Here is a 25,323-nt window from a genome sequence, read left to right on the forward strand (position 1 = left end):
TATTATAAATTATGAAAATAACTATTTTAATTTTTACGCTAACTTTTAGGGGGCAAATACTTTTAAAGGACAGTATACCCTTAAAAAATTACCCTTACACTCTTGTTGAGCTTGATTCAAATCTTAGTCCTATAGACTCGCTTAGATTTAAAACAGATCAAAATGGAAAATTTAATGTAGATACAAAGAAAAATGGAATTTATTTTATAAAAACAAATTTTCAAGGTATAGATTATAGGACCGATCCCCTTTTTGAAGATAATGAGAACATAAATTTATCAGTATATGATACTATCTCTAAAAGTGATAAAGTTATTATAAATAGGGCACATATTGCCTTTGTTTTAATGTCAAATATCATTCAAGCTATAGAAGTTTATAATTTTTTCAATACTTCAAGAAAGTTTGTTAAAAAGACTTTTAAATTAAATATGCCAAGAAAAGCAACACATATACTATCTCTTCAGGGAGTTCTACCATTTGAGTTAAAAATAAAGGGAGATACCTTTATTTACACAAATGGTTTTACACCAGGATTAAAAACAATTTCATTACTTTACCACCTTCCACTTGAGAAGATAAAATTTGAAAGAAAAAACCCTTTAGCTATTAATGAATTCCTTGTGATGACACCCCCTGAAATTGATTTAAGAACAAGGAAAAATTTTGAAAAAACAAATATAAATACAACTCAAGGTAATCTTTTTGTCTATACTTTCAAAAATTTAAAGGCTGAGGAAATCTTTTCCTTTGAGATAAAACCTAAAGAAGAAAAAAAGTTAAAAGAATTTATCTTACCCTTTATTTTTATAGTTTTACTAGTCATTTTCTTATTATTAATTAGAAAGAGATGGTTGAAAAAGGAAATAGTATCAGAGTAGCAAACTTAAAAAAAATCTTTAAGAGAAACTATGTATTAAAGGGAATAAGTTTTGAAATAAAAGAAAAGGGCCTTTATCTTTTTGTGGGTGACAATGGGGCTGGGAAAACAACACTTTTTAAAATACTTTCTCTAATCCTTTTTCCTTCTGAAGGAGAGATCTTTTATAATGGTGAAAGAGTAAATAATAAAGCAGAAATTTTTTTAAAGTACATAGGATTTATATCTCATAATCCTCTTTTGTATCCTGATTTAACTTGTTTTGAGAACCTTGAATTTTCCTCAAAGTTTTTCAATATTCCTAAAGAAAGAATTCTTGAACTCTCTGAAGTTTTTGAAACGAAAGACTACTTGAATAAAAAGGTAAAGGAACTTTCAAGAGGTCAAATTCAAAGAATTTCACTCATAAAATCAATATTACACGATCCAATTTTTCTGTATCTAGATGAACCTTTTAATTCACTTGATAAAAAAGGATCTAAAATACTTGAAAGTTACATTTTTGAAAATATGGATAAAAAAATTATTTGTATATCAAGCCACAGTTATTCTGAAATTTTTGAAGAAAGTAAAAGGATTTTTTATCTTCAAAAGGGAGAAATTGTTAAAGAGGAGTAAATTTAAATAGATTTTCTTTTTTTTCAACGTTAAAATCTAAAAAGTGCTTCGCTGTCCAGATTGCTGTTTCAAAGTGAGATGTAGGTTCTTTTTGATAAACTTCTCCACCATAGAGTGCAAGAAAAGGAACAAGATGATCGGCAAGATGTGGATCTGGAGAATCACCTCTTTTTAGAAAAAGAATAAATTTTTCCGCAAGTTCTTCACCGAGAACTTCAGCAGGTACCCCTTTTTTCCCTAAGATGTCAACTGCTAATTTCCTTTTCCCATTAAAAATTCCAATGACTAAAAAGCTACAACCTGGTGAGGGAGAATCTTCATAACTTATTTCAAATTCAATATTGTTATTTATGTCTTTAATCCTTTTATAAAAGGCTTCCCTCATTCTTTCAAGGACTTTCTTCTCCTCTAAAATTTTTGACCCAGCTAAAAAACCCTTCATTTTAACGAGTTCTCCGTCTCCAAATTCAAGATCTATTTTACTGAGTTTTCCATGTAATTTGAGTTTCACCACTCCCCCACCTCTTGGATAATAGCCTCTTTTTATAACTAAAAAACTTTTTTCTTTTAATATATTTTTAAAAGTGTCTAATATGTAATATCTAAAGTAGTCAAAAACTGGACCACCAGGAACATCAGTACCTCCGATCAATTCAAGATGTACTGGATTTTCTGAAATAAGGGAAACTGGAAATATTGTTTGTAAAAATAGGGGAATTGAACCTGCTGTCTCAAAGTCCATCTTTACTTTTCCACCTTTAACTTTACCTGGATAAAATCTAACTTCTAAAGAATGTAACCTATCTCCCTCAACTTTAGACTCTGATATTTCTTTTATACATTTTAGAATATGTAGATGTTGATTTTTAAGTCCAGGGTTAGGTCTTCCTTTTCTAATGTTATAAATATAAAAGGGTTTATTTGTTAAAAGTGATAAAAAAATAGAAATTCTTAAGATTTGTCCGCCACCTTCCTTATAGGAGCCGTCTATACTAATCATATTTAAGATGTCTTTTTAAACTGTTCAGTAAAATTTAAACCACTTTCTGTAAGTGCATAAATTGGCCTTCCACTTCTTTTCTGAGGCAAAACATATAAAAATTTTTTTTTCTTAAATTTTTGTATAAAAGCGGAAGGATTTTTCGATATTTTCCATTTCATTATTTTATAAATATTTCTGATATCAGATAGAGAGAAAGATTTTTTTTGAAGAACCTCATGAATAAATTTTGCAGAAAGCAAAATCCTCTGCGTGTTATTTTTTACCTCGTAATTTTTAAAATACGATTTGACTTTATCTATATCAATCTCGGGCAGCCCCTCAGACACCCTTTTTAATTTGGCACCCTCAGCTTTAGAATCTTTACCTTTTTTCTCAAATAAGATTTCGTAAAGCTCATTAAACTTCTTCTCAACAAACTCTATATCACCATAAACCTCTAACTCAGTATCTTTTTTCCTATACTTAATTCCAAACAATTTCATTTTTTAATAAATTTTTTGTGGAATAGAACCGATTCCAAAAAGTATTATATAATACATCCTTTTAAATTTTTAAAGCAAAAAAATTAAATAGAAGTTTTAAGGTTCAAGTCCATAAACTTGAAGGGAAAAATGTTAGAAATAGGTAGACTCACAAAAGAGGGAGAATTGTATCAAGTTTTAGACGGAAAAAAAGTTAGATGTTTAGCCTGTGCACATAAATGTGTAATTTTTGAGGGAAAAAGAGGTATCTGTAAGGTAAGGTTTAATGTTAATGGAAAACTTTACGTTCCCTTTAATTATGTTTCTGGTCTTAATAATGATCCTATAGAAAAAAAACCATTTTTTCACTTTTTACCAGGTAGCTACGCCCTAACCTTTGGAATGCTCGGTTGTAACTTTCATTGTCCCTACTGTCAAAACTGGTTAACTTCACAAGCCCTTAAAGACAAAAACTCAATACTTTACTATCAAGAAATTGAACCTTCAGATATTGTAAAAATTGCCATTAGAAAAGGTTCAAAAAGTATTATCTCTTCTTATAATGAACCACTGATAACAACAGAATGGGCTAAGGAAATTTTTAAATTAGCAAAAGAAAAAGGACTTAAAACAGGCTATGTCTCAAACGGATACCTAACTGATGAAGTTTTAGACTATCTCGATGGCTACTTAGATTCTTATAAAATTGATTTAAAAAGCTTTAGAGATGAAAATTACAGAATTCTTGGAGGAAAGTTAAAGTTTGTTCTTGAAGGAATTGAAAAAGTGTATAAAAGGGGATTATGGCTTGAGATAGTTACACTTTTGGTTCCAAATTATAATAGCTCTGAAGACGAATTAAGGGAAATAGCCAGATTCATAAAGAGTATATCACCCTATATTCCGTGGCACATTACTGCTTTTCATCCTGACTATAAGATGACTGATAGAAGGAGAACTGAAGTAAGAAAAATCATAAGAGCAAGAGAAATAGGTTTAGAAGAGGGCTTAAAGTTTGTTTACGGTGGAAACGTATACGGCTTTCCAGAACTTGAAAGCACCTACTGTCCAGAATGTGGAGAACTGTTAATAAAAAGAGAAATATTTTTTGTTATTGAAAATAAGATAAAAGATGGAAGATGCATAAAATGTAAGGCAGAAATTAAGGGGGTATGGGAATAGATAGTCCTATTAAAACAGTTAACCTCAAAAGATCCTACGGAAAAATAGTTGCTCTTGATGGAGTATCTATAGAAGTTAATGAAGGAGAAATCTTTGGTCTTTTAGGACCTAATGGGGCAGGTAAGACAACTTTAATAAGAATCTTAACGACTTTACTATTACCAACTTCAGGAAAAGCCTATGTTTTAGGATATGATGTAGAAAAAGATTATAAGGAGATTAGAAAAAGAATAAACATGGTGTCTGGAGGAGAGGAAGTAGGTTATGGAATTTTAACTACAGAGGAAACACTTTATTTATTCTCGCAATTTTATGGACTTTCCTTAAAAGAAGCAAAAAAGAGAATTTCAGAACTTTCAGCTCTTCTTGATTTAGAGCCCCATCTTAAAAAAAGAGTATCAAGACTCTCAACAGGACTAAGGCAAAGGATGAATATAGCAAGAGGTTTCATTAATGATCCTGATTGTATTTTCCTTGATGAACCAACGATGGGTTTAGATGTTGAATCAAGCGTAAATGTCAGAAAATTTATAAAAAATTGGGTAAAGGAGAAAAGGGGAAAAACGGTTTTACTAACAACCCATAATATGTATGAAGCTGAGGAACTTTGTGATAGAATAGCTATTATAAATAAGGGAAAAATTTTAGCCTGTGATACACCCCTGGGATTAAAGGATTTAGTGAAAAAGGAGGAAATTTACGAATTTGAAATAAAAGCTAAGGATTATTATATCAAAAAAAGCGATAATTTTTATATCATAGAAAACAAAAAACTTGAGGGTGAGAGGTTTTATGTAAAATTAGGGACACCCAAAAATCTTTCCTTTGAGAGGCTAATAAGTGAAATAAGAAGGGATAATATAGAAATATTATCCTTTAAAAAGATTGAACCGAGCTTAGAGGAGGTTTTTATAAAGCTTGTAGGTAAAAGTTTTGAGGAAATTGAAAGAGAGCAATGAGAAAATTTAAAGAATCACTTGAATTAAATTTAAGATCATTAATTGCAAGAGCCTATGTAAGAATCGTAGCTACACATAGAGAGGGTTCATTTATTTTCCTAAATGGTTTAACTGGAATTATATCTTTAGCCTCTTATATATATCTTTATAGAACTCTTGGAGCCAAAAAAGTATACGAGGGATTTGTGATAATCGGAAGCTTCATACTTGCCTTCTGGCTAAATGTTCTTTGGAGTATCGCATCGCAACTTTATTGGGAAAAACTTTCAGGTAATCTTAGATATTTCATAATTGCTCCATGTTCAAAAATAGCAATCCTTATAGGAATGTCAATTGGAGGAATTTACATGATTCTTATTAGATCTTCCCTTGTTCTATTTCTTGCCTTTTTTGTTTTTAAAGCGCCCATTAAATACTTTAATCCTCTACTTATTTTTTTAGCCTTCTTTATTACGCTATTTGGTCTTTATGGGCTTGGGATGGCTTTTTCTTCTTTATACCTAATATGGGGAAGAGAAGCATGGCATCTATCTGAGTTGCTTCAGGAACCAGTTTATGCTTTCTCTGGTTTATATTACCCTATAAAGGTTTTACCAATTTTCATTGCTATAGTTTCCTCTCTTTTACCTTTAACTTTAGGCCTTGATGCTATTCGACAAGGCTTCTTTGGAGAAGAAGCACAGGGTTTTTTAAATATTTATGTAGAATTAATTATTCTTACATTTTTGGCAATTATTTTCATTTTCATGTCTTACTTTTTCCTTAAAAAAATGGAGGAAATTGCAAGAGAAAAAGGTACTCTCATTGAAAGATGGCAATAATAAGATTTCTTTTATCCTCCTTTTTGTTAGCCCTTAAGGTTGAATCTAATTGGACAAGACCCTTTTGGTTTTTCTTTTACCAAACGATAAAACCCTTTTCCACCGTTATTCTTGTAATTTTTATGTATAAGGCTGTTTTAGGTTTTGATCTAAAAAATCCCTTTTTTTCATTTATATACCTTGGAACAGTTTTCTGGACCTTTGTTCAAAATTCAACTTTTGGTATCTCTTGGAGCATTCTATCCGATAGAGAATTTTATGAAACTCTAAAGTATATGATTATTCTGCCTTACTCTTACACTTTTAATCTATTCGGAAGATTTTTTGCTTACCTCGTTCTTTCTCTATTTTCAGTGACAGTTCTTTTAGTAACTGGTAAAATCCTCTTTTCTATAAAATTTTCCCTAAGTGTTTTATTTGTAATTTATTTAATTTTTTCAATCCCCCTATTTTTTTCAACAGGTCTTTTATTTGGTTCTCTTCTACTTTTATATCCAAGATATGCTTTCTTTTTACAGGAATTTTTTACAAGTACACTTTTTCTCATTTCAGGAGTAGTGTTTCCTGTAAAGGTTTTGCCATTTCCGCTTAATTTAATAGCTACTTATTCACCTTTTACATTGTGGCTTGATGGCATCAGAAAAAGCCTTGGAATAAACATCCTCTCTCAAGATACATTTGATCCAAACAAATTGTTGATAAACTTTATCATAATTTCATTTTTATTTTTCATTTTATCAATCAAAATTTTCAACTTAACAGAGAAAATAGCAAGAAAAAAAGGAAAAATTGAAGAAACAACTGGTGGATAGTTTTAAATCAGATTTTAAAGAAATTTAAAGAAAACAAGGAGAAAGAAAGAAAAAATAAAAGTTGAGAGAAAAGGTGAAAGGCTTAAAACTGAGAGTAAATAGCCTAAAGTGAGTGCAAAGGTTGCAACAAAAATGCTGTAGGGAAGTTGAGTTTTTACATGATCTATATGATCACAAGAAGAAAAAATAGAACTCATTATGGTAGTATCAGAAATCGGTGAACAGTGGTCGCCAAATATAGCACCATCGAGAACAGAAGCTAAAGTGATAGTAGTTATATAACCAAGGGTGTTACCTTCAAGTCCAAAAGCAACTGGACCTGCTATTGGAATAACAATTGCCATAGTTCCCCAACTTGTACCAGTTGCAAAAGAAACTAAGCAACTTACAAGAAAAGTAAGAGCAGGAAAAATCTTAGGAGGAATTACCTCTTTTAAAATATCTATTAAGTATTCAGCAGTTTTTAACTCAACACACACATTTTTTAAAGACCACGCTAAAACTAATATAGTTATCGGTAAATAAGAAAAAAAAGCACCTTTATAGGAGTAATAAAAAATTTTTTTAAACTTTAAACCTGACTTTGCTTTAGAAATTATAACTGTTGATAAAAGTCCTAAAAATGAACTGATGGCAAGAACACTTATATTATTTTCAGAGTTTGCCAAAACTTTTAACCAAACAGATGGATTTAAAATATTAAAAAAATTTTGCTCAATGAATCTATAACCTTTTCCATCTATCCATAAACCAACAAAAAGAGCTAAAAATAACACAAAGATAGGAATGACAAAAACTAAAATTGAAGGTTTTGCCTCAATATCCTCTTTTATTTTTTCAAATCCCTTTGAAGATAGTGGAGTTGCATTATCATTTAGAATCTTCCCTTCCCTTTTTGCCCTCTCCTCTGCCCTTTTCATAGACCCAAAATCCTTTCCAAAAAATGTTAAAAAGAAGACAAAAATTAAAAGAAAAATACAATAGAATCTAAACCTTAACATATCAAGAAAAATTGAGTAACCATCTTTTGAAATATTATAGGTTCTCGCAAACTCACTCAATAGTCCAACTTCATAGCCAATCCACGTGCTAATAATAGAAATACCGGCAACAGGGGCTGATGTAGCATCAACAAGAAAAGCAAGTTTCTCTCTTGATATTTTAAACTTATCTGTTATTGGTCTTGCGGAAGTTCCAACAACCATCGTATTAGCATAGTCATCGATAAAAACCAAAAGTCCAAGAAGTGCAGTAATAAGTTGTGCCTTTTTTCTTGTGTTTGCAAATTTCATCAAAAAGTTCACAAGAGATGAAAATCCACCAGATGCCGTAATAAGAGTTATCATTGACATGATAAAGATGACGAATAAAAGTATCTGAATATTTGTAAAATCAAGCACTGAATTTGCAATAAAACTCAATGATTTAAAAAGAAAATTTTCTAAATCAGAAAGAAGTAAACTACCTATTATAATTGAAAAAAATAAACTTAAAATCAGTTTTCTCGTTAAGATTGCGAAGATAACTGCAAGAAGAGGTGGCAAAACGCTTAGAAAACTCTTGACAGTCCCAATCTTTAAAAATTTTATGAAAAGTATAAAAAGAAAAACTGAAAAATAGACTAAATAAATTTTGGAGAATCTCACTAATTAAAAAAATTAGAGATAAGCACTCCTACAAAATGGGAGAGTAAGATCACTACTATTGCTATAATTAGATGTTCTGAGATAACCTTAAGAGGATTTTCTGATTGAGCCCTAGCTAAAATATAGCTTGCAAAACCTAAAACTAAAAATCCCCATAAAATGTTAACAATGATTGCAATATTTATCTTAAAAAGAATAACGGGTACTATAAAAGTTGAGGCAAAAAAAAGTTTAGCTAAAAAAGTTGAAATTGTGGAAATCCATATTTCTTTGGTTGAGTGCACGTTTTCTGACTCTTCCGAAATATGAATACCAAGAGCATCTGAAAAGGCATCAGCAATTGCAACAGTTAAAATACCACCAATAACGGCAAGCCTTGAACTTGTTCCTGAAAAAAGCCCAATCATAAGTCCCATAGTAGTTATAATTCCAGATGTCATACCGAAGGTTAAACCAACTATTATAGAATGTTTCAAAATTAAGGCCTTTTTACAACCTTAACAAATTTTGAAAGATAAGTAAATCTTGAGCTCCAGTCAGGATTTGGAAAATTCACATTTGGATCATAGGGTGATGTATCCTGAGCATGAGTGTTTTCACCTCCTGTTGTAAATACTTCTATGAATATAGAATCAGGATTTGAAACTAAGGAGTCAGGTATTGAAAATTCGAGGAACTTACGACTAGTGTAACCCTGTTCCCCTCCCCTATCTTCTAATACTTTATAAACCCAACGCGTTCCACTCCACACACACAGCTGGGCTTTTTCTAATATATCTGAGTCAGGATGCCATACATAAAGAATGTATTTAGGATAAAATGGATTTAAGCTATCTCCAGCAGCAACCTTTCTATTCCAAGGGTCTCTATCGGCACCTGATGGGCTTATAGAATCTGTAAAGATATAAATACCAAAGGCAAGTCCATAATTTATGTCTGATTTAACATTAAAACCAATATACCAATTACCGCCAATATAAACAGCCCAAAGTGAATCAAGATCAAGATTAGGCTCAGAAATATCATGGGTAGGATCAACACCTACAAGATCTGAAGGTAAAAAATCATTTATTCCATCAATTACTATAGGAGTTCTTGTAAGACTTTTTCTTAAATTAAAATTAACACTTTTTATACTTCCATAGTTTAAAAATAAAGAGATGGTATCTGAGAAGTAGTTTTGCGAACTTGCAATTAAAGTAAAGTGATCCTCAACTAAATCATTAAATTCAAAGGAGTTATCATTTTGAGATGTAGTAAATACTCTTAAAATAGTATCTGAACCCTTATAGTAAATATAAACCTTTGAAATTGGATATGGTGCCCGCTCTATACCCTCAAACTCAACTTTACCTTTTATGGTTCCAGTTCCAGTTAGCTTAGTGATTCTATAAAGTAAAGAGTCCTCAATTAGTGTAAATTTATAATAGCCCTCAGAGGGTAAACTTGCAGATATATGATTCCCTTCACCAGAAACAAGCTCTACTTTACCAAAAAGAAGGGTATCTTCCCAAGGGGTTCCAAAAGAGGGATCCCATTTTTGATCTGGAACAAATTTAAACATTATGTTTCTTTTATATTTAAATTTTTTTACGATTACCCATTTAAAATCATCTACAAGTTCCATGTAGGAATTTGCATCACTTAGGTTCCAACCCTGAAAATCACCGGCAAGTTGCATTGTGCTATAGTTAGAAAGATAAAAATTTCCGGGTAACTTAAAGTAGGTTGTTTCTCTTTTTTTGCAATATAAAAATATCAAAAGAAACAGGAGGAGAAATTTTTTCATTTTACGCGTAATAATGAATTTAAATATGGACCGTTTTGAATTTTTTCAGGATTTGATGGATCAAGTATCCAGTGAACTCCATCAATAACATACTTATATTGATAAACTCCTGGAGAAAGTATTTTTACAATTGTCCAGATACCATCTCCTTTTACCCTATCCCCGTTTATACCATCATCGTTCATCCTATCAATTTCAGGGTTATAGACTCCATTTGCTGTTCCTCCCCAGCCGTTGAAATCTCCAGCAAGGGTTACATATTTTGCAGAAGGTGAATAGAGTTCAAATATAACAAATCTTTGATTTTCTTTTATTTTTTTTCTCATTTCTTCAGGAAGAGTGCTTCCATCGATAACTCTCGGAGGATATACTCTTGGTCTAATTGCATTCCACAGAGCACAGGAATTAATAAAAACAAAAGGTAAAATGAGAAACCTCATCCTATAATTATTTAAAAAAGATCAGAAAAAATTCAAATTAGAGCACATTCATAAGGAAAAAGGAAATAACAAAAAAGTAAGTAATTAGGTCTAGTGATTTAAGAGATGGTACACTTAAAAAGTAAAGGAATCCTAAAAAAATTAAAGTTAACATGAATATGATATAATAAAAAATGCTCGAAAAACCGAAAAGGGGCAGAAGAATAATTCCTATTAAAAAAAATAAGTAACCTTGAAGTTTTTTTCTTTTCATTAAAAAGTATCTTGAAATACCATAAAATAAAAAGAAAACAAAAATAAATAAAATTAAGGGCCTATCGGGCAAATTATATAGAGCTTGAAAGTGAAACACAGAATAACCAAAAAGGAAAAGAAAACCCGATTCAATTGAAATCTGTAAAGGTCTAAGTTTCAAATTCCTTAACACTAATCTTTCGAGAAAGTAAATAGCATATAAGAGCAAAAGAAAAATTAGGTGACAAACAGAAAAAAAGAAAGATAAAACTAAAGACAAAATTAAAAAAAACGGGTAAATTTCTTTTTTATTTTTAAAAAGAAACTTGGTAAAAGAGTAAAAAAGGGGAGGAACTAAAACTAGGAAGGGAATCAACTTGTTAAAAAAAGACTCGAAAAATATAGCTGAATCCTTATGAAAGGTTTTAAAACTAATCCAAAAGCCCATAAAAGGTAAAAAAAGATTTATAAAGAGAAAATCATAATTTAAGAAATCTTTCAAAAGTTTAATCTCATGAAATCTAAAGAAGAGAAAAAAGATAACTAAAAGGAAAAGGAATAAAAAAATATAAAAAAGAGAAAGCTTTTGGTAATAAAAACTAAAATAATCAACAGCTAAAATACTTTTCTCACCTATAATTAAAAAAGGAAGTAAAACTAAAATTAAGTAGGCAAAAAAATTAAACAAAAAAGTAATTATTGCCTTGTAAAATCTCCTGTAAGAAATTGAATATAAAAAACCTAAGAGAGAAAAAAATAAAATCTCTAACTGTGCTCCCACTGAAAGAGAAGAAAAAATTAGAGGATCACTAAGCTGAATACTTCCAGGGAGCCTCTTTGAAGAAAAGATAAAATCTATTAACGGAGAAATAAGTATAATTGCAAAACCACAGAGATAGTAAGAAATTATACTTTTTGTCCTTTTTCCCCTAATTAACTTCAGAAAGATCAAAAAAATTAATAATAAAGATAGGTAGAAAAAAAACAAGTAGTAGATAAAGAACAAAAATTCGCCCAAATTTTTTCTTACAGGAGAAGTTCCAAAGAATAAAAAGTGTAATAATCCCTTTAGAAAAATGATTAACGTTAAGTAAAAAAGAGAAACTTTATAGTTTGGGAAAAAACTCTCAAAAAATTTTATTTTCTCTTTAATCAAAGGGTAAAAGAGAAATCTTTCCACATTCACCTTTTTCCATTAACTTCATTGCCTCATCTATCTCTTCCATTTTAAAGGTATGAGTTATTACTTTCCTTAGATCAAGACCAGAACTTAAAAGTTTATCAACTTTAAACCAGGTAGAAAACATACCCCTTCCCGTTATTCCATAAATTCTTATATTTTTAAGAACTATCAAGTTATTAAAATCTAAATTTACAGTCCCATCAAAAATTCCTAAAAGAGAAGCTCTACCATCAGGCGAAAGACATTTTAAACCTTCCTCAAGTGCCCTTTGATTTCCTGACATTTCTATAAGAACATCTACGCCTTCCCCTCTTGTATGATCTTTGATAAATTCATATAAATTTTCCTTCAAGGGATTTATCACATAATCAGCACCAAGCTCTTTTGACTTATTTACCCTATACTCTTTAACTTCCGCCACAAAAATAGGATAAGCCCCACAATGCTTTGAAATAAGTATAGCCATCATACCCAAAGGACCAGCTCCTAAAATTAAAACACTTTTTCCAGATACATCCTCCGTAAGCACGGTATCAACAGCATTTCCAAAAGGCTCTTTTAAAGACAAAACCTCTATAGGCAAATCTATCTCATTTTTCCATAAATTAAAAGCAGGAACTTTTACGTACTCTGCGTAAGCTCCATCTGTATCAATTCCAAGAATTTTAGTATTATAACAGACTCTATAATTTCCCTTTTTACAAGCAGGACAATTGTGACAAACAAGATGTGATTCCACTGAAACTATTTCACCTTTTTTGAAATTTTTAACATCTTCTCCAACTTCAACAACTTCTCCGCAAACCTCGTGCCCCACAATTTTTGGAAGTTTCATAGTATCTCTTATCCATTTGTCCCACTTATATATGTGTAAATCTGTCCCACATATAGAACATCGCTTTACTTTCAAAATAACCTCCCCCTTTCCAGGGGTCGGCTCCTTTGTATCAATAATTTCAAAACCAGGGGCCTCCTTTGTTTTCGCAATTGCTTTCATTTAAAAACCTCTCCTTTTATTATGGTAAAAAAGAATTAGATGCAAAATAGGAAAAATCAACTAACGGCTTGGGATAGAACCCAAAAAATAAAATTCCTGAGACACAAATTATCATGGAAAGTTTAAGCCCGAAAGGAATCTTTGCTTTAAATTCATAATCAGAGCTTTCAATATAGATTCTTTTCGCAACCATTAGGTAATAGAAAAGAGCCACAATGGTGAGAATTGCACCCCATAAAGCAAGATACCACAAGCCTGCGTGAACTCCAGCAAGAAACACATATAGCTTTGCCCAAAAACCTGCAACTGGCGGAATCCCGCCTAAGGATAAAAGAATTATAAGCATAGAAAGAGATAAAACTGGAGCCTTTTGAGAAAGACCCTTTAAGTCATCTATATCTGTTTTATTTATTACACCTCTTACTATCTCAACAAAAAGAAAAGCTCCCATGTTCGAGAAAAGATAAGTAAAAAGATAAAAGATAACCATACTGATACCTTCCCTTGTATAAGCAGCAACTCCTACCAGGATATAACCGATATGAGCAATACTAGAGTAAGCAAGCATTCTTTTTAAATTTTTTTGAGGTAAAGCTAAGAGGTTCCCGATAAACATTGAAAAGAATGAAAGAACAACGATTAAAAGTAAAAAATCATATGCTCCTGGAGGTAAAACTTCAAAAATTATCCTAAATAAGGCTCCTAAGCCAGCAGCCTTTGGAGCAACTGATAGAAAAGCTACAAAAGTTTCAGGAGCTCCCTCGTAAGTATCAGGTACCCAAGAATGAAAAGGGAAACTCGCAATTTTAAAACCAATTCCTGCAATTAAAAATACAAGACCAGCTGCAAAAAGAGGTGAAACTCCGTAAGAAGTTTCCTTTATTTTTACATAATCAAGTGCCCCTGTGGCACCATAAATAAGTGATATTCCAAAAAACATCAAACCAGCAGAAAAGGCTCCAATTAAAAAAAACTTAATCGCAACTTCAGGAGCAAGGGTATCGTATTTTTTTATACCTGAAAGAATATAAAGGGGTATACTCATAAGTTCAAAACATACAAAAAATAGAAGAAAATTCTTTGAAGATACAAGTAGTGACATTCCAAGGATAGATGTTAAAATAAAAAGATAATATTCAGCCTTTCTATCTTTGAGCTCTTCTTCAACAAAGTGCATACTTCCTAAGATGCCGATAAGTCCAGCTAAAAAGAATAAAAGCTTAAGTGAGAAGGAAAATTCATCAAGATAAACGTCTCCCAGAGAATTTCCAATAAAGTCCTTAAATACTAAAAAAGAAAAAATGCCTAAAGTAAGAAATACTGAGTTTAGTATCCCCAGAACCTTTCCCTTCTTGTCTTCCGGAAGGAAAAAACTAAGAAAAAAATTTAAGAATATCAAAATTAAAATAAGAATTTCAAAAATAAATGTTTTGATCATTTTACCCTCCTTTAAATTTTGATAAAAATTCGATCACACTTAAATCAATATATTTGAGAAGTAAAAAGGGAAACATTCCAAAAAGTATAAGGATAATAGAAAGCATATATAGGCTTACCCACTCAGGACCCTTGGCATCGGATAAATCATGCCAAACCTCCTCTTTAAAGGGTCCGTAGAAAACAATTTTCAAAAATCTTAAAACGTATACAGCCGTTATAAATGTGCCTGTAAGTGCTGCTAAAAACCAAGGAAAATTACCTGATCTTATAGCACCTATAAAAACAAGTACTTCTGCAACAAATCCAGATAAACCTGGAAGTCCAAGAGAGGTAAGACCTGCTATTGTAAACGCTGAAGCTATACCAGGCATCTTTTTCCCAAATCCTCCCATCTTTAATATGTCCCTCGTATGTGACTTCTCATAAACAAGACCTACTAAGGCAAACAAAAGACCAGTCATAATTCCATGAGAGAACATTTGGAAAACTGCTCCGTTTAAACCCCATTCATCTAATGTTGCAAGTCCTAACATAACGTATCCCATATGTGAAACAGAGGAATAGGCAACTATATATTTAAGGTCAAATTGATTCATTGCCGTTAGTGCACCATAAACTATGTTTATACAGGCAATAAGTCCAACAAGCCAAACAAAGTCAGAGGCTCCTTGAGGGAAAAGCCCCCATCCCCACCTCATTGCTCCATAAGCACCAAGCTTCATAAGTACCCCTGCATGGAGCATTGAAACAGCAGTAGGCGCCGCAGCATGACCATCAGGTGACCACGTATGAAGAGGAAAAACACCAGCAAGAACACCAAAACCTATATAAAAAGTTAAAAAAAGAATTCTCTGAAGATGCAAAGGATAATTAATTAAACTCAACTCAGTGTAAGAAAAAGTTCTATTTCCATTAAAGTACAAAACAAGCATTCCTACTAAAATAAAGGCTGATCCAAGAAGAAGATAAAGTGTAAGCTTTGCAGCTGCGTATTCTTTAGTTCCGAGCTCAACATTTCTCATTGCTGTATCAATAGGTCTCATTATGTATTCGATGAACCTATTGGGAGGAATCCTTGGCTTTAGGTCAGCTCCAGTTCCCCATACTCCAATAAGAAGATACATCGGCAAAACAGCAATTTCGTAAAAAAGAAAGAATATGAAAAAATCGAGACAGGAGAAGACACCAAAAACACCTGTAACTAAGACAAATAAAAGTATATAAAATTCCTGTGATCTAAAGGGAATTGTCCAAGATGCAAAAGTTCCCGTGAAGATTATAAGGCCAGTTAAAAGTAAAAGAGAAAGGGAGATGCCGTCGGCTCCAAGATAATAGCTTATCCCTAAGGAAGGAACAAGTGGTATTTTTTCTACGAACTGAAAGCCGCCCTTTTCGAAATCATACAGAAAAAAAAGTAAGATGGAACAAAAAAGTGAAATCCCGGAGAAGATGCTAGCTGTTATCCTTACAAGAAGTGGTCTTCTTCTCAAGAATAACATTATGAAGGCTCCAATAAAGGGAGAAAAAACTATTATTGAAAGAATTGGTACTTTCACCACTTGAATTAATTAGACTATTAACTTTCGGAGTTGAACCACCTAATTGAAAACTAATTCTATGTAAAACTGAAGGAACTTTTCAAAAATTAGAAATTCTTCTAATACCTTTTGTACTTGACAATTTTTTCACTCATGTAATCCATTTTTTTTAAAAACTCCTTGAAATTTTCTAAGGTTAATCTAAAAACCCAGTTATTTTCTTTTCTACCTGGCCTATTTATTCTACCCTTATCTCCAATTAAAATAATATCTTGAACTGGAAAAATAACTATTTTTGACTTTGAAGAAATCAAAAGGTCTATAATACTATCAATCATCTCAATGTTATTTTTTCCTCTTCCGATGTATTCTTCAAGAAACTCTCTCTCCTGATCCTTTATCTCTACCTCGAGCCAGCCAAGCAGAGTATTTGTGTCATGAGTAGAAGAATAGGCACAACATTCATAGGGATAGTTATGAGGAAGATGAATATTTGACATATCCTTTGTTAAAAATCCAAACTGAAAAACTCTCATTCCCGGTATATTAAAAATTTTCATTATTTCAATTACATCTTCGGTTATGTAACCTAAGTCCTCAGCAACTAACTCAATCTTTCCAAACTTTTTAAAGATTGCCTCAAAAAATTCTAAAGCAGGTGCTTTTTCCCAGTAGCCAACTTTTGCATCACTTCTTCCATAGGGAATTTGATAATACCCAACTAAACCCCTAAAGTGATCAATCCTAATTACATCAAAGAGTTTTATACTATGGTAAATCCTTTTTATCCAGAAATCAAAATTCTGCTCTTTCATTACATCCCAGTTATAAACAGGATTCCCCCATAGCTGCCCTTCTTCTGAAAAATAATCAGGTGGAACACCAGCTACATAAATAGGTCTTTTTTCGCTGTCAAGTTTAAAAATATAGGGATTAGCCCAAACATCAGCACTATCAAGAGAGACATAAATTGGTAAATCACCAATAATTTTTATACCCTTTCTGTTTGCATAACTTTTGACCTCATAAAACTGCTTAAAAAAAATATATTGGACAAACTTTTCTCTCTCTATTTCATTCTCATATTTTTTCCTTAATTTTTCTAAAGCTCTCTCGTCTCTATCTCTTACTTTTTTATCCCAATCACACCACAAAGTGCCATACTCTTTTTTTAACGCACAAAAGAGCGAAAAATCAGAAAGCCAATACTCATTTTCCTCTAAAAACTCAAAATAATCCTTAAATTGATCTATATTTTTCTTGAAATTATTAAAGGCAATATCTAAAAGATAGGATTTAAATTCAAATACTTTATCGTATTCAACAAAATCTTCTCTAAAAGATCCAACTTCTTTTAAAATACCTTTGTCAAGTAGGCCATCTTTTATAAGCTTATATGGAGATATAAAAAGAAAGTTCCCAGCAAAGGCCGAATTACTCATATAAGGAGAATAATAGGCACTCCTATCAACTGGTGTTAAAGGTAAAATCTGCCAGTATTTAAATTTACCCTCCTCTAATATGTCAATAAATTTATAGGAGGTTCCTCCAAAATCTCCTATGCCAAATGGGGAAGGTAGTGAAAATATTGGAAGAAAAACTCCTGCTCCCCTTTTATTCATGCTTTAAATATAAAACCCCAAGTGGAGGAAGGGTAAGTCTTATAGAATAGGGTCTTCCATGAAAGGGAATATCCTCAGAGTAAACTTCCCCATTTTTTACACCACTTCCCCCAAAATAAACACCATCACTGTTAAGGATCTCATAGTATTTACCCCTCTCTGGGACTCCGACCCTATAATTTTCTCTCACTACAGGTGTAAAATTTAAGACAACAAGTATGAAGTTACCCTTTTTATCTTTTCTTAAAAAACTTATAACACTTTGAGTATAATCAGAAAAATCAACCCACTCAAAACCTTCAGGATAAAAATCTGTCTCATGAAAGCATTTCTCATTCTTATATATCTCATTCAGTTTTTTTACATAATTAAAAAGTGATCTATTTAGATTTCTGTTAAGTAAGGAAAAATCTATTTCTGCGTCATGATTCCATTCTTTATCTAAACCTATCTCGTTTCCCATAAAAAGAAGTTTCTTACCGGGATGGGCAAACATGTAGCCATATAAAAGTCTTAAATTGGCAAATTTTTGCCACTCATCACCAGGCATCTTATTTAAAAGAGAGCCTTTTCCATGAACCACTTCATCATGAGAAAGAGGTAAAACAAAGTTTTCACTAAAGGCATACCAAATACTAAATGTTAGCTTATCATGGTGATATTTTCTATAAATTGGATCTTTAGAAAAGTAAAAGAGAGTATCATGCATCCATCCCATATTCCATTTCATACCAAAGCCAAGTCCACCCTCATCAACTCTTCTTGAAACTTTAGGCCAAGCTGTTGATTCTTCAGCAATTATATGAATACCTTCAAACTCGCGGTATAGATATGAATTCATTTCCTTTAAGAATTCTATTGCCTCAAGGTTTTCCCTACCTCCATAGATGTTTGGAATCCATTCACCCTCCCTTCTTGAATAATCAAGATAAAGCATCGAGGCTACAGCGTCGATTCTAAGACCATCAACATGATATTTATCAAGCCAAAAGGCAGCACTTGAAATTAAAAAGGATTTGACTTCATATCTTCCATAATTAAATATCAAGCTATCCCAATCAGGGTGTCTGCCTTTCCTTGGATCCAAATGTTCATAAAGACAGGTTCCATCAAAAAAGGAAAGGGCAAAATCGTCTTTAGAAAAATGGGATGGGACAAAATCAAAAATCACAGCTATGCCGTTTTGATGCAGGTAATCAATCAAAAACATAAGGTCCTCTGGTTTTCCATAGCGAGAAGTGGGAGCAAAATAACCTGTAACCAAATATCCCCATGAACCGTAAAAGGGATGTTCCATAAGTGGTAAAAACTCTATGTGTGTAAAACCTAAATCTTTAACGTATTCACATAGTAAAGGGGCAATTTCCCTATAGTTGTAAAACTCACCGTTTTTTCTTTTCCATGAACCAAGATGAACCTCATAAATTGAAATTGGTGCTTCGTGATGATTAATAAATTTTCTATTTCTAAGCCACTCCTCATCGTTCCACTTATAATTTAATCTATAGACAACAGAAGCATTACCAGGCGGTTTTTCATGATAAAAGGCATAGGGATCCTGTTTGTACGCAGTATAATTGTTATATTTGGAGACTATGAAATATTTGTATAGGGCTCCGTGTAAGTCACCTTCTACCAAGGCTTCCCATATTCCCGATCCATCCCATCTTACAAACATTGGGGTTTTCTCTGGATCCCAATTGTTGAAGTCTCCCACCACATACACCCTTTCAGCATTTGGAGCCCAAACAGCAAAATATGTTATATATTTCCCATTTAAATTTATAACGTGGGAGCCAAGTTTTTTATAGAGTTTATAATGACATCCCTTTTTAAAAAGATAGATATCATAATCTGTGAAAAGGGAAAACATTTTATTTTAAATTACTTCTCTTAGGTATCTTGCTGCTTCCTCAGGAGGTATAGGATTAATATAAAAACCTGAACCCCATTCAAAACCGGCAATATGAGTTATTCTTGGGATAATTTCAATATGGAAATGGTAGTCAAGATGTATAGTTTCCCAAAAATGAGGCTTTCCAGGTCTTGGTCTTGCTATAGGTGATGTGTGTATGACAAAGTTATAGGGAGGATCATCTAAGAGTATCTTTAACCTAAAGAGAACATCTCTTAAAACCATTGCTAAGTCACTGATTTCTTCGTTGTCCATATTTATGAATTCATGAGTATGTCTTAAAGGAAAAACCCAAGTTTCAAAGGGAAAGGAAGAGGCATAGGGACACCAAACTACAAATTTTTCAGTTTTATAAACAATTCTTTCACCTAAGGAAAGTTCCTGATTAATTAGATCACAAAAAATACATCTTTCTTTACGCTTATAGTGTTCTTTAGCTGCTTCAAGTTCTGCAACAACGGCAAGTGGAATTATAGGAGTTGCAATAAGCTGTGAATGGGAATGGTAAAGTGAAGCACCTGCCTCTTTCCCATAATTTTTAAAAATTAAAATGTACCTGAATCTTATATCCTTTGTTAAATCAATATATCTTTCTTTGAAAGCTAAAAGTACGTCTCTAACATCTTCAGGTTTCATGTCTTGAAGCTGTAATTCATGTTTAGGTGTTTCAATTATCACTTCGTGAGCTCCTATTCCTGAGACAAAATCAAAAAGACCTACTCCTTTTCTTATAAGTTCACCTTCAATTCTTAGTGCTGGAAATTTATTTGGTACAACTCTTACACTCCAGCCGGGTTTATCTCTATGGGTGCCCTCTTTTCTTATTGAAAAAACCTCCTTGGGTGTTTTATCCTCGTTTCCTTCACAGAAGGGACAATTATCCCGGGGTGGAATTTCTTCTTTCTTTCTGTGAAAATCCTTTGGTCTTAGTCCCCTTTCTGGTGAAATTATTGTCCATCTCCATCTAATTGGATCATAACGTAGCTCTGGCATACCCCTTCCTCCTTTTAGACAAAATCATAATCTTTTTCTTTTCTTTCAATGAAATAATATCCGTATAGAGGATAGCGAGCAAAAGTTCTATTTTCTAGTATCAAAAAAAGATATATATTATCTTGTAAGTCTTTTATAACGAGTTCAAAGATCTTATCTGCACAATAAAAAACTGAATTTTCATCATTATTGTTTTTATCCTTAGCAAATTTTAATATTTTATCAAAGTTTGAAGTTTTTATAGCAACTAAAATTTTAAAACCTTCATCAAATAAGTCTTTAAAGCTCTTTTTTGCATCAATACGTAAGCAGAGGTCTCCATTTTCACTCCATCCAAAATAGAGATACCTTAAAAGACTTCTTCCATCTATATCAAGATCTATTACTCCGGCGTTCGCCCACTCATAAAAATTCGTTATTCTTCCATCAACTACTGGATATATATACCCCGAAACGTTCTTTGTAAAAAGTCTATGAATTTCTTTTTTTATCGGTTTTTCCAAAAACTCAGGATAACTTTTACCTAAATTTCTATAAACATTTTTTAAATGTTCTCTAAAAAGGATATCAAATTCAGGTGCATAAAAGGTTGGGTTATCGTATCCAAACCACCAAAAAAAGTCGCTACCCTCTGCAAAAAGCATAGAGTAAAAAGACTTTTCATTCAACTTCACTTTGTCTTTTAGATCATTCCTCACTTTTTTCAAAATAATCCAGCCCTCATTTTTCTCCTCTTCTCCCATCCATGTAGTGAATTCACTTCTTATCCATGAACCAGGATGTATTCTTTCTAAAATACCTTTTTCTTTAAAAAGGGTAGCTTCCTCAAAAAAAGAAAAATTGACATAATCTTTATTTGATAAAACCTCATAAAATCTTTTTAAAAAGGGGATTCCACCCTTTTCATAGTAAACCCAGGGGTTTTCTCCATCTAAAATTACTGATACCCATAAATTTTTTCTCTTTGCCCTTAGCCTTTCAAGATAAAAAACAAAATCGTTAACTGCATCCTCAACTCTTAAATTTTTATAAACAAAACCTATTTTATCCGATAAAACTCTATCTCTAAAAAATATTAAAATTTCGCCGTTTTTACCTCTATATAAATAGGGCCTATACAGTTCATCTCTGACATCTTCTGGTTTTTCTCTCAGTGGTAAATTTATTGACCTTTCGAGAATTCCCTCATCGGTCATCGTAAATAAAATTTTCTTTTTAATAAAAAGCTCAAGAGTTTCACTAGATACACTACCTTCTGCGGGCCAAAGACCCTTTATTTCCCTTTTAAATTCTTTTTTCATAAAGGAAAGAGCAAGATCAACTTGCACTTCAGCATCTTCTGGATATGAAAAATCAACTTTCCTATCAGCAAGATGGGGTGTAGATACGCAAAAGGAATTGCTATTTATTAAAAGGGGCATTATAGGATGAGAAAAGGGAGTAGTAGTTAACTCTACTTTTTTTTCTTTTATTAGATCCTTATAAATTTCCACAAGTTCATCAAGTATACTAAAGCATATGTTTAAAAGTTCTCTCTTGTCCTCCTCCGAATAATTTTCTTTTTTACTTTCTAACTCCTTTAGAATTTTATTTTCTTCCTTTTTAATTTCTGAGACATTTGAATAGACAAAATAAAACATTATATCGTTTATTTCTTTGTTTGAGAAATACTTTACTTTTTTTTCAAGGCCAAGAATGCTTCCCCTTTTTGTATATAAATATCTATACCTATCGTAGGGTAATATCTGCTTTTCATAGTGAACTGAGAAAAAATTTCTTAGGACAAAGATTTTCTCCTCCTCTGACATAGAAGAGGGGTCTTTTTCAAAAATTTTTAACCATTGACAGAAACCTTTTTTTTCTCTGTATTTATTTATTTGATACCATAAAGTAGGTGTTATATTAAAGGTAACTTTTACGTTAGGGGGTGTTTCCTTTAAAATCCTTCCCATGTCGTAATATTCTCTTATTGAATGAACGAAAACCCAGGGGAAAAAGAAATACTCTTTATCTGGTTCAAGAAGAAAGTAAGAAGGCTGATGGAAATGCCATAAGATTGAGAGATTTATCTCTCTCATTTAAAAGTTATTATATTATCTTATGATTGAAATCTTCAAAAAAATCTGATAAAATTATGTGGAATTCAATGAAACTAGTTTACTTAAGTGCAGAGGTTTATCCGTTTTCAAAAGTTGGCGGGCTTGCAGATGTGGCAGGCTCACTTCCTATTCAATTAAAAAATAACGGAGTAGATATAATAGTACTTTCACCATTTTACTCAAAATTCATAAAAATTGAAAATTATAAGGTTAACGAAATCTTTGAAGATAGTATAAACTTTGGTTCGGAAATAAACAAAATAAAATGGATTAATATATTTCATAAGGGAGTGTCCTTTTATCTTTTGAGTCATGAAGATTTTTTTGGAAGAGATTATATATATGTGCCTCCGACTGGTGAGGATCAAAATCAGTATAAAAGGTTTGCCTTCTTCTCACTTGCCTCACTTTTATTTTTAAAGAAAATAAACTTTAAACCTGATATAATTCATATAAACGATTGGCATACAAGCTTTGTGCCCATATATTTAGAAACTAAGTTCAAAGATGAAGAGTTCTTTAAAGATACAAAAACTTTACTTACAATTCACAATCTATCTTATCAGGGAGTTTATAGAAAAGAGGTTTTAAGGGAAATCGAAATTGATGAACCAAGTGATATATTTCTAAAAGACGGAAATGTTAATTTTTTAAAGGCAGGCATATTACTTTCGGATTATATAAATACAGTTAGTCCAACCTATGCAAAAGAAATTATGACGCCTCAACTTGGATATGGTCTTGATGATGTTTTAAAAAGTAAAAAAGATAAAGTTTTTGGAATATTAAATGGAATTGACTATGAGGAGTGGAACCCAGAAACTGATAAAGAAATCTATAAGAATTTTAATATAAATAATTTTAGAGAGGGCAAAGAGATAAATAAAAGGATGTTAAGGGAGGAGCTTTCCTTGGCTCATGATAATTCTCTTTTAGCTGGTATGGTTTCAAGGCTTACTTACCAAAAGGGAGTTGATTTACTCATTGAGTCTTTTGATGAATTTTTCAAAAGAGATATACAATTTATTCTTCTTGCCACAGGTGAAAAAAGATACGAGGATAAAATAAAAGAGTATGAAACAAAATACAAAGAAAAGTTTAGATTTATTCCCAGGTTTGACATAGTTTTATCAAAGAAAATCTATGCTGGATCTGATCTATTTTTAATACCGTCTGTTTTTGAACCTTGCGGACTTACTCAGATGATTTCTATGAGATATGGAACAATTCCCTTTGCTTATAAAACAGGGGGGCTTGCAGATACCGTAGTGGATTACGAGGATGGCGGATCAGGCTTTTTGTTTAGTGAATATAATAAGGAGAGTTTTATTAAAAAACTTGATAAAATAATTTCAGTTTTTAAAATAAAGTCCGAGTGGGAGAAAATTATTGAAAGTTGTATGAAAAAGGATTTTTCGTGGGAGAAGTCAGCGAGGGAATATTTGAATTTATATATGAAAATAAAGTATGAGAAACTATAATCATTTAAGGATATTAACACTTGTCTTGGCGGGGGGTAAGGGGGAGAGGTTATATCCCTTGACAAAATTTAGGTCAAAACCAGCAGTTCCATTTGGTGGTAAATACAGGATCATTGATTTTGTTTTGTCAAATCTTACAAATTCAGGCTTTTTATCAATTTATGTTCTTACTCAATATAAGGCACAAAGCTTAACAGAGCATATTGAACAGGGTTGGCAACTTGGAAGTGCACTAAGAAGAAGAAACTTTTTTATTACCATTGCACCTGCCCAAATGTGGCTAGGCGAGGAATGGTACAAGGGAACCGCAGATGCAGTCTTCCAAAATTTACACCTTCTATCTAATTATGATCCCGATATAGTTTTAGTCTTTGCATCAGACCACGTTTACAAAATGGATGTTTCACAGATGCTTCAATTTCACCTTGAGAAAGACTCAGATTTCACAATCTCGGGCATTCCAATTACTGACCAGGATCCATCACGTTATGGAGTAATATGTGCTGATGAAGATGGTAGAGTATGTGGATTTTGGGAAAAGCCCAAATCTCTTCCAGAAACGCCTAAAAATAAAAAACTATTCATATCTATGGGAAATTACATCTTTAAGAGAGAGTTTCTTGAAGAAATTCTTATAGAAGATTCAAAAGATGAGAGTAGCTCTCATGACTTTGGAAAAGATATTTTACCGAAAGTCTATAAAAATTCAAGGGTTTACGTTTATGATTTTTACACTAACAAAATAAGGGGGGAAAAAAGGCCGTATTGGAAAGATGTGGGAACAATAAGGGAGTACTTTGAAGCAAACATGGATATATTAAAGAATCCTCCTCTTTTAAACTTATGGAATCCCTACTGGACAATTGGAACAGTAAGTTTCAAGGATCCACCCTGTTTTATTGAAGAAGGAGCTATAGTTCATAACTCTATAATCTCAGAGGGAACAAGAGTTGAAAGAGGCGCAAAAATTAAAAACTCAATAATAGGAAGAAATTGCATCATCGGTCAAGACGCCATAATCGAAGATTCAATAATACACTACGGAGTTAAAATAAAAGAAAAAGCGAAAGTTATAAGATGTATTATTGATAAATTTGTTGTAGTAGAGAAAAATGTTAATGTAAGGGAGAGATGGGAAGAAGGCTATCATCTTGTAGATGATATTCTAATTTTACCTTCACCTCCTCCTACCCTCAGAATTAAAAAGTAG

The 25,323-nt window shown here is 32.0% G+C and carries 22 protein-coding genes; 8 read left to right on the forward strand and 14 right to left on the reverse strand.

Annotated features, from left to right (window positions below; genetic code table 11):
- Positions 1-11 precede the first annotated feature (11 nt).
- Positions 12-881 carry a hypothetical protein gene (locus ABDH49_01845; GenBank protein MEN3045720.1) on the forward strand — a complete coding sequence of 290 codons (870 nt, stop codon included), beginning with the start codon at positions 12-14 and terminating at the stop codon, positions 879-881.
- Positions 851-1,498 carry an ABC transporter ATP-binding protein gene (locus ABDH49_01850; GenBank protein MEN3045721.1) on the forward strand — a complete coding sequence of 216 codons (648 nt, stop codon included), beginning with the start codon at positions 851-853 and terminating at the stop codon, positions 1,496-1,498. The genes ABDH49_01845 and ABDH49_01850 overlap by 31 nt, the downstream gene beginning before the upstream one ends.
- On the opposite strand, the gene rtcA is transcribed toward ABDH49_01850, so the two are convergent.
- Both rtcA and ABDH49_01860 read right to left on the reverse strand, forming a co-directional pair.
- Positions 1,485-2,498 (reverse strand): RNA 3'-terminal phosphate cyclase, encoded by a 1,014-nt coding sequence (gene rtcA / locus ABDH49_01855; protein MEN3045722.1) that lies wholly within the window; start codon positions 2,496-2,498, stop codon positions 1,485-1,487. The two genes, ABDH49_01850 and rtcA, sit on opposite strands and share 14 nt — an antisense overlap.
- Before the next feature lie 2 nt (positions 2,499-2,500).
- Positions 2,501-2,983, reverse strand: coding sequence for a hypothetical protein (locus tag ABDH49_01860; protein MEN3045723.1), 483 nt, complete (start codon positions 2,981-2,983; stop codon positions 2,501-2,503).
- Between the two features lie 129 nt (positions 2,984-3,112).
- Between ABDH49_01860 and amrS the strand changes: the two genes are divergently transcribed.
- From amrS to ABDH49_01880, 4 genes are read left to right on the forward strand one after another with little or no spacing between them, the layout of a single operon-like run.
- Positions 3,113-4,144: an AmmeMemoRadiSam system radical SAM enzyme gene (gene amrS, locus ABDH49_01865; GenBank protein ID MEN3045724.1), complete on the forward strand. Its 1,032-nt coding sequence runs from the start codon at positions 3,113-3,115 to the stop codon at positions 4,142-4,144.
- Positions 4,135-5,103 carry an ATP-binding cassette domain-containing protein gene (locus ABDH49_01870; GenBank protein ID MEN3045725.1) on the forward strand — a complete coding sequence of 323 codons (969 nt, stop codon included), beginning with the start codon at positions 4,135-4,137 and terminating at the stop codon, positions 5,101-5,103. The genes amrS and ABDH49_01870 overlap by 10 nt, the downstream gene beginning before the upstream one ends.
- On the forward strand, positions 5,100-5,924 hold the full coding sequence (locus tag ABDH49_01875; GenBank protein ID MEN3045726.1) for an ABC transporter permease: 825 nt from the start codon (positions 5,100-5,102) through the stop codon (positions 5,922-5,924). The genes ABDH49_01870 and ABDH49_01875 overlap by 4 nt, the downstream gene beginning before the upstream one ends.
- The gene (locus ABDH49_01880) at positions 5,915-6,736 is read left to right on the forward strand and encodes an ABC transporter permease (protein MEN3045727.1); all 822 of its coding nucleotides are present in this window, start codon (positions 5,915-5,917) and stop codon (positions 6,734-6,736) included. The genes ABDH49_01875 and ABDH49_01880 overlap by 10 nt, the downstream gene beginning before the upstream one ends.
- A 14-nt stretch (positions 6,737-6,750) precedes the next feature.
- On the opposite strand, the gene ABDH49_01885 is transcribed toward ABDH49_01880, so the two are convergent.
- The 12 genes from ABDH49_01885 to ABDH49_01940 form a co-directional block, all read right to left on the reverse strand.
- Positions 6,751-8,280 carry a Na+/H+ antiporter NhaC family protein gene (locus ABDH49_01885; GenBank protein ID MEN3045728.1) on the reverse strand — a complete coding sequence of 510 codons (1,530 nt, stop codon included), beginning with the start codon at positions 8,278-8,280 and terminating at the stop codon, positions 6,751-6,753.
- A 101-nt stretch (positions 8,281-8,381) separates the two neighbouring features.
- The gene (locus ABDH49_01890; GenBank protein MEN3045729.1) at positions 8,382-8,858 is read right to left on the reverse strand and encodes a hypothetical protein; all 477 of its coding nucleotides are present in this window, start codon (positions 8,856-8,858) and stop codon (positions 8,382-8,384) included.
- Between the two features lie 2 nt (positions 8,859-8,860).
- Positions 8,861-10,171: a hypothetical protein gene (locus tag ABDH49_01895; GenBank protein MEN3045730.1), complete on the reverse strand. Its 1,311-nt coding sequence runs from the start codon at positions 10,169-10,171 to the stop codon at positions 8,861-8,863.
- Positions 10,168-10,611, reverse strand: a complete 444-nt coding sequence (locus tag ABDH49_01900) for a choice-of-anchor X domain-containing protein (protein MEN3045731.1) — start codon at positions 10,609-10,611, stop codon at positions 10,168-10,170. Before ABDH49_01900 ends, ABDH49_01895 begins: the two co-directional genes overlap by 4 nt.
- Positions 10,612-10,648: 37 nt before the next feature.
- The gene (locus ABDH49_01905; GenBank protein MEN3045732.1) at positions 10,649-11,797 is read right to left on the reverse strand and encodes a hypothetical protein; all 1,149 of its coding nucleotides are present in this window, start codon (positions 11,795-11,797) and stop codon (positions 10,649-10,651) included.
- A gap of 196 nt (positions 11,798-11,993) precedes the next feature.
- A complete protein-coding gene (tdh, locus tag ABDH49_01910; protein MEN3045733.1) occupies positions 11,994-13,025 on the reverse strand; it encodes an L-threonine 3-dehydrogenase in 1,032 nt (343 codons plus the stop codon).
- A 19-nt stretch (positions 13,026-13,044) separates the two neighbouring features.
- Entirely contained in the window at positions 13,045-14,463 is a 1,419-nt protein-coding gene (locus ABDH49_01915) for an NADH-quinone oxidoreductase subunit N (GenBank protein ID MEN3045734.1), read from the reverse strand.
- Position 14,464: 1 nt separating this feature from the next.
- Positions 14,465-16,021 (reverse strand): NADH-quinone oxidoreductase subunit M, encoded by a 1,557-nt coding sequence (locus ABDH49_01920; GenBank protein ID MEN3045735.1) that lies wholly within the window; start codon positions 16,019-16,021, stop codon positions 14,465-14,467.
- Positions 16,022-16,122: 101 nt separating this feature from the next.
- Complete coding sequence (malQ, locus tag ABDH49_01925; protein MEN3045736.1) at positions 16,123-17,625, reverse strand: 4-alpha-glucanotransferase; 1,503 nt, start codon at positions 17,623-17,625, stop codon at positions 16,123-16,125.
- A complete protein-coding gene (gene glgB / locus ABDH49_01930) occupies positions 17,618-19,498 on the reverse strand; it encodes a 1,4-alpha-glucan branching protein GlgB (protein ID MEN3045737.1) in 1,881 nt (626 codons plus the stop codon). The genes malQ and glgB overlap by 8 nt, the downstream gene beginning before the upstream one ends.
- A gap of 6 nt (positions 19,499-19,504) precedes the next feature.
- A complete protein-coding gene (gene galT, locus ABDH49_01935) occupies positions 19,505-20,533 on the reverse strand; it encodes a galactose-1-phosphate uridylyltransferase (protein ID MEN3045738.1) in 1,029 nt (342 codons plus the stop codon).
- 14 nt (positions 20,534-20,547) lie between these two features.
- Positions 20,548-22,611, reverse strand: coding sequence for a glycoside hydrolase family 57 protein (locus ABDH49_01940; GenBank protein ID MEN3045739.1), 2,064 nt, complete (start codon positions 22,609-22,611; stop codon positions 20,548-20,550).
- A 68-nt stretch (positions 22,612-22,679) separates the two neighbouring features.
- On the opposite strand from ABDH49_01940, the gene ABDH49_01945 reads away from it, so the two are divergent.
- Together ABDH49_01945 and ABDH49_01950 are read left to right on the forward strand one after the other, a co-directional pair.
- Positions 22,680-24,113 carry a glycogen/starch synthase gene (locus ABDH49_01945; GenBank protein MEN3045740.1) on the forward strand — a complete coding sequence of 478 codons (1,434 nt, stop codon included), beginning with the start codon at positions 22,680-22,682 and terminating at the stop codon, positions 24,111-24,113.
- The gene (locus tag ABDH49_01950) at positions 24,100-25,323 is read left to right on the forward strand and encodes a glucose-1-phosphate adenylyltransferase (GenBank protein MEN3045741.1); all 1,224 of its coding nucleotides are present in this window, start codon (positions 24,100-24,102) and stop codon (positions 25,321-25,323) included. The genes ABDH49_01945 and ABDH49_01950 overlap by 14 nt, the downstream gene beginning before the upstream one ends.

The organism is Candidatus Hydrothermales bacterium (assembly GCA_039630235.1).
In the GTDB taxonomy this organism is placed as follows: domain Bacteria; phylum Hydrothermota; class Hydrothermia; order Hydrothermales; family JAJRUZ01; genus JBCNVI01.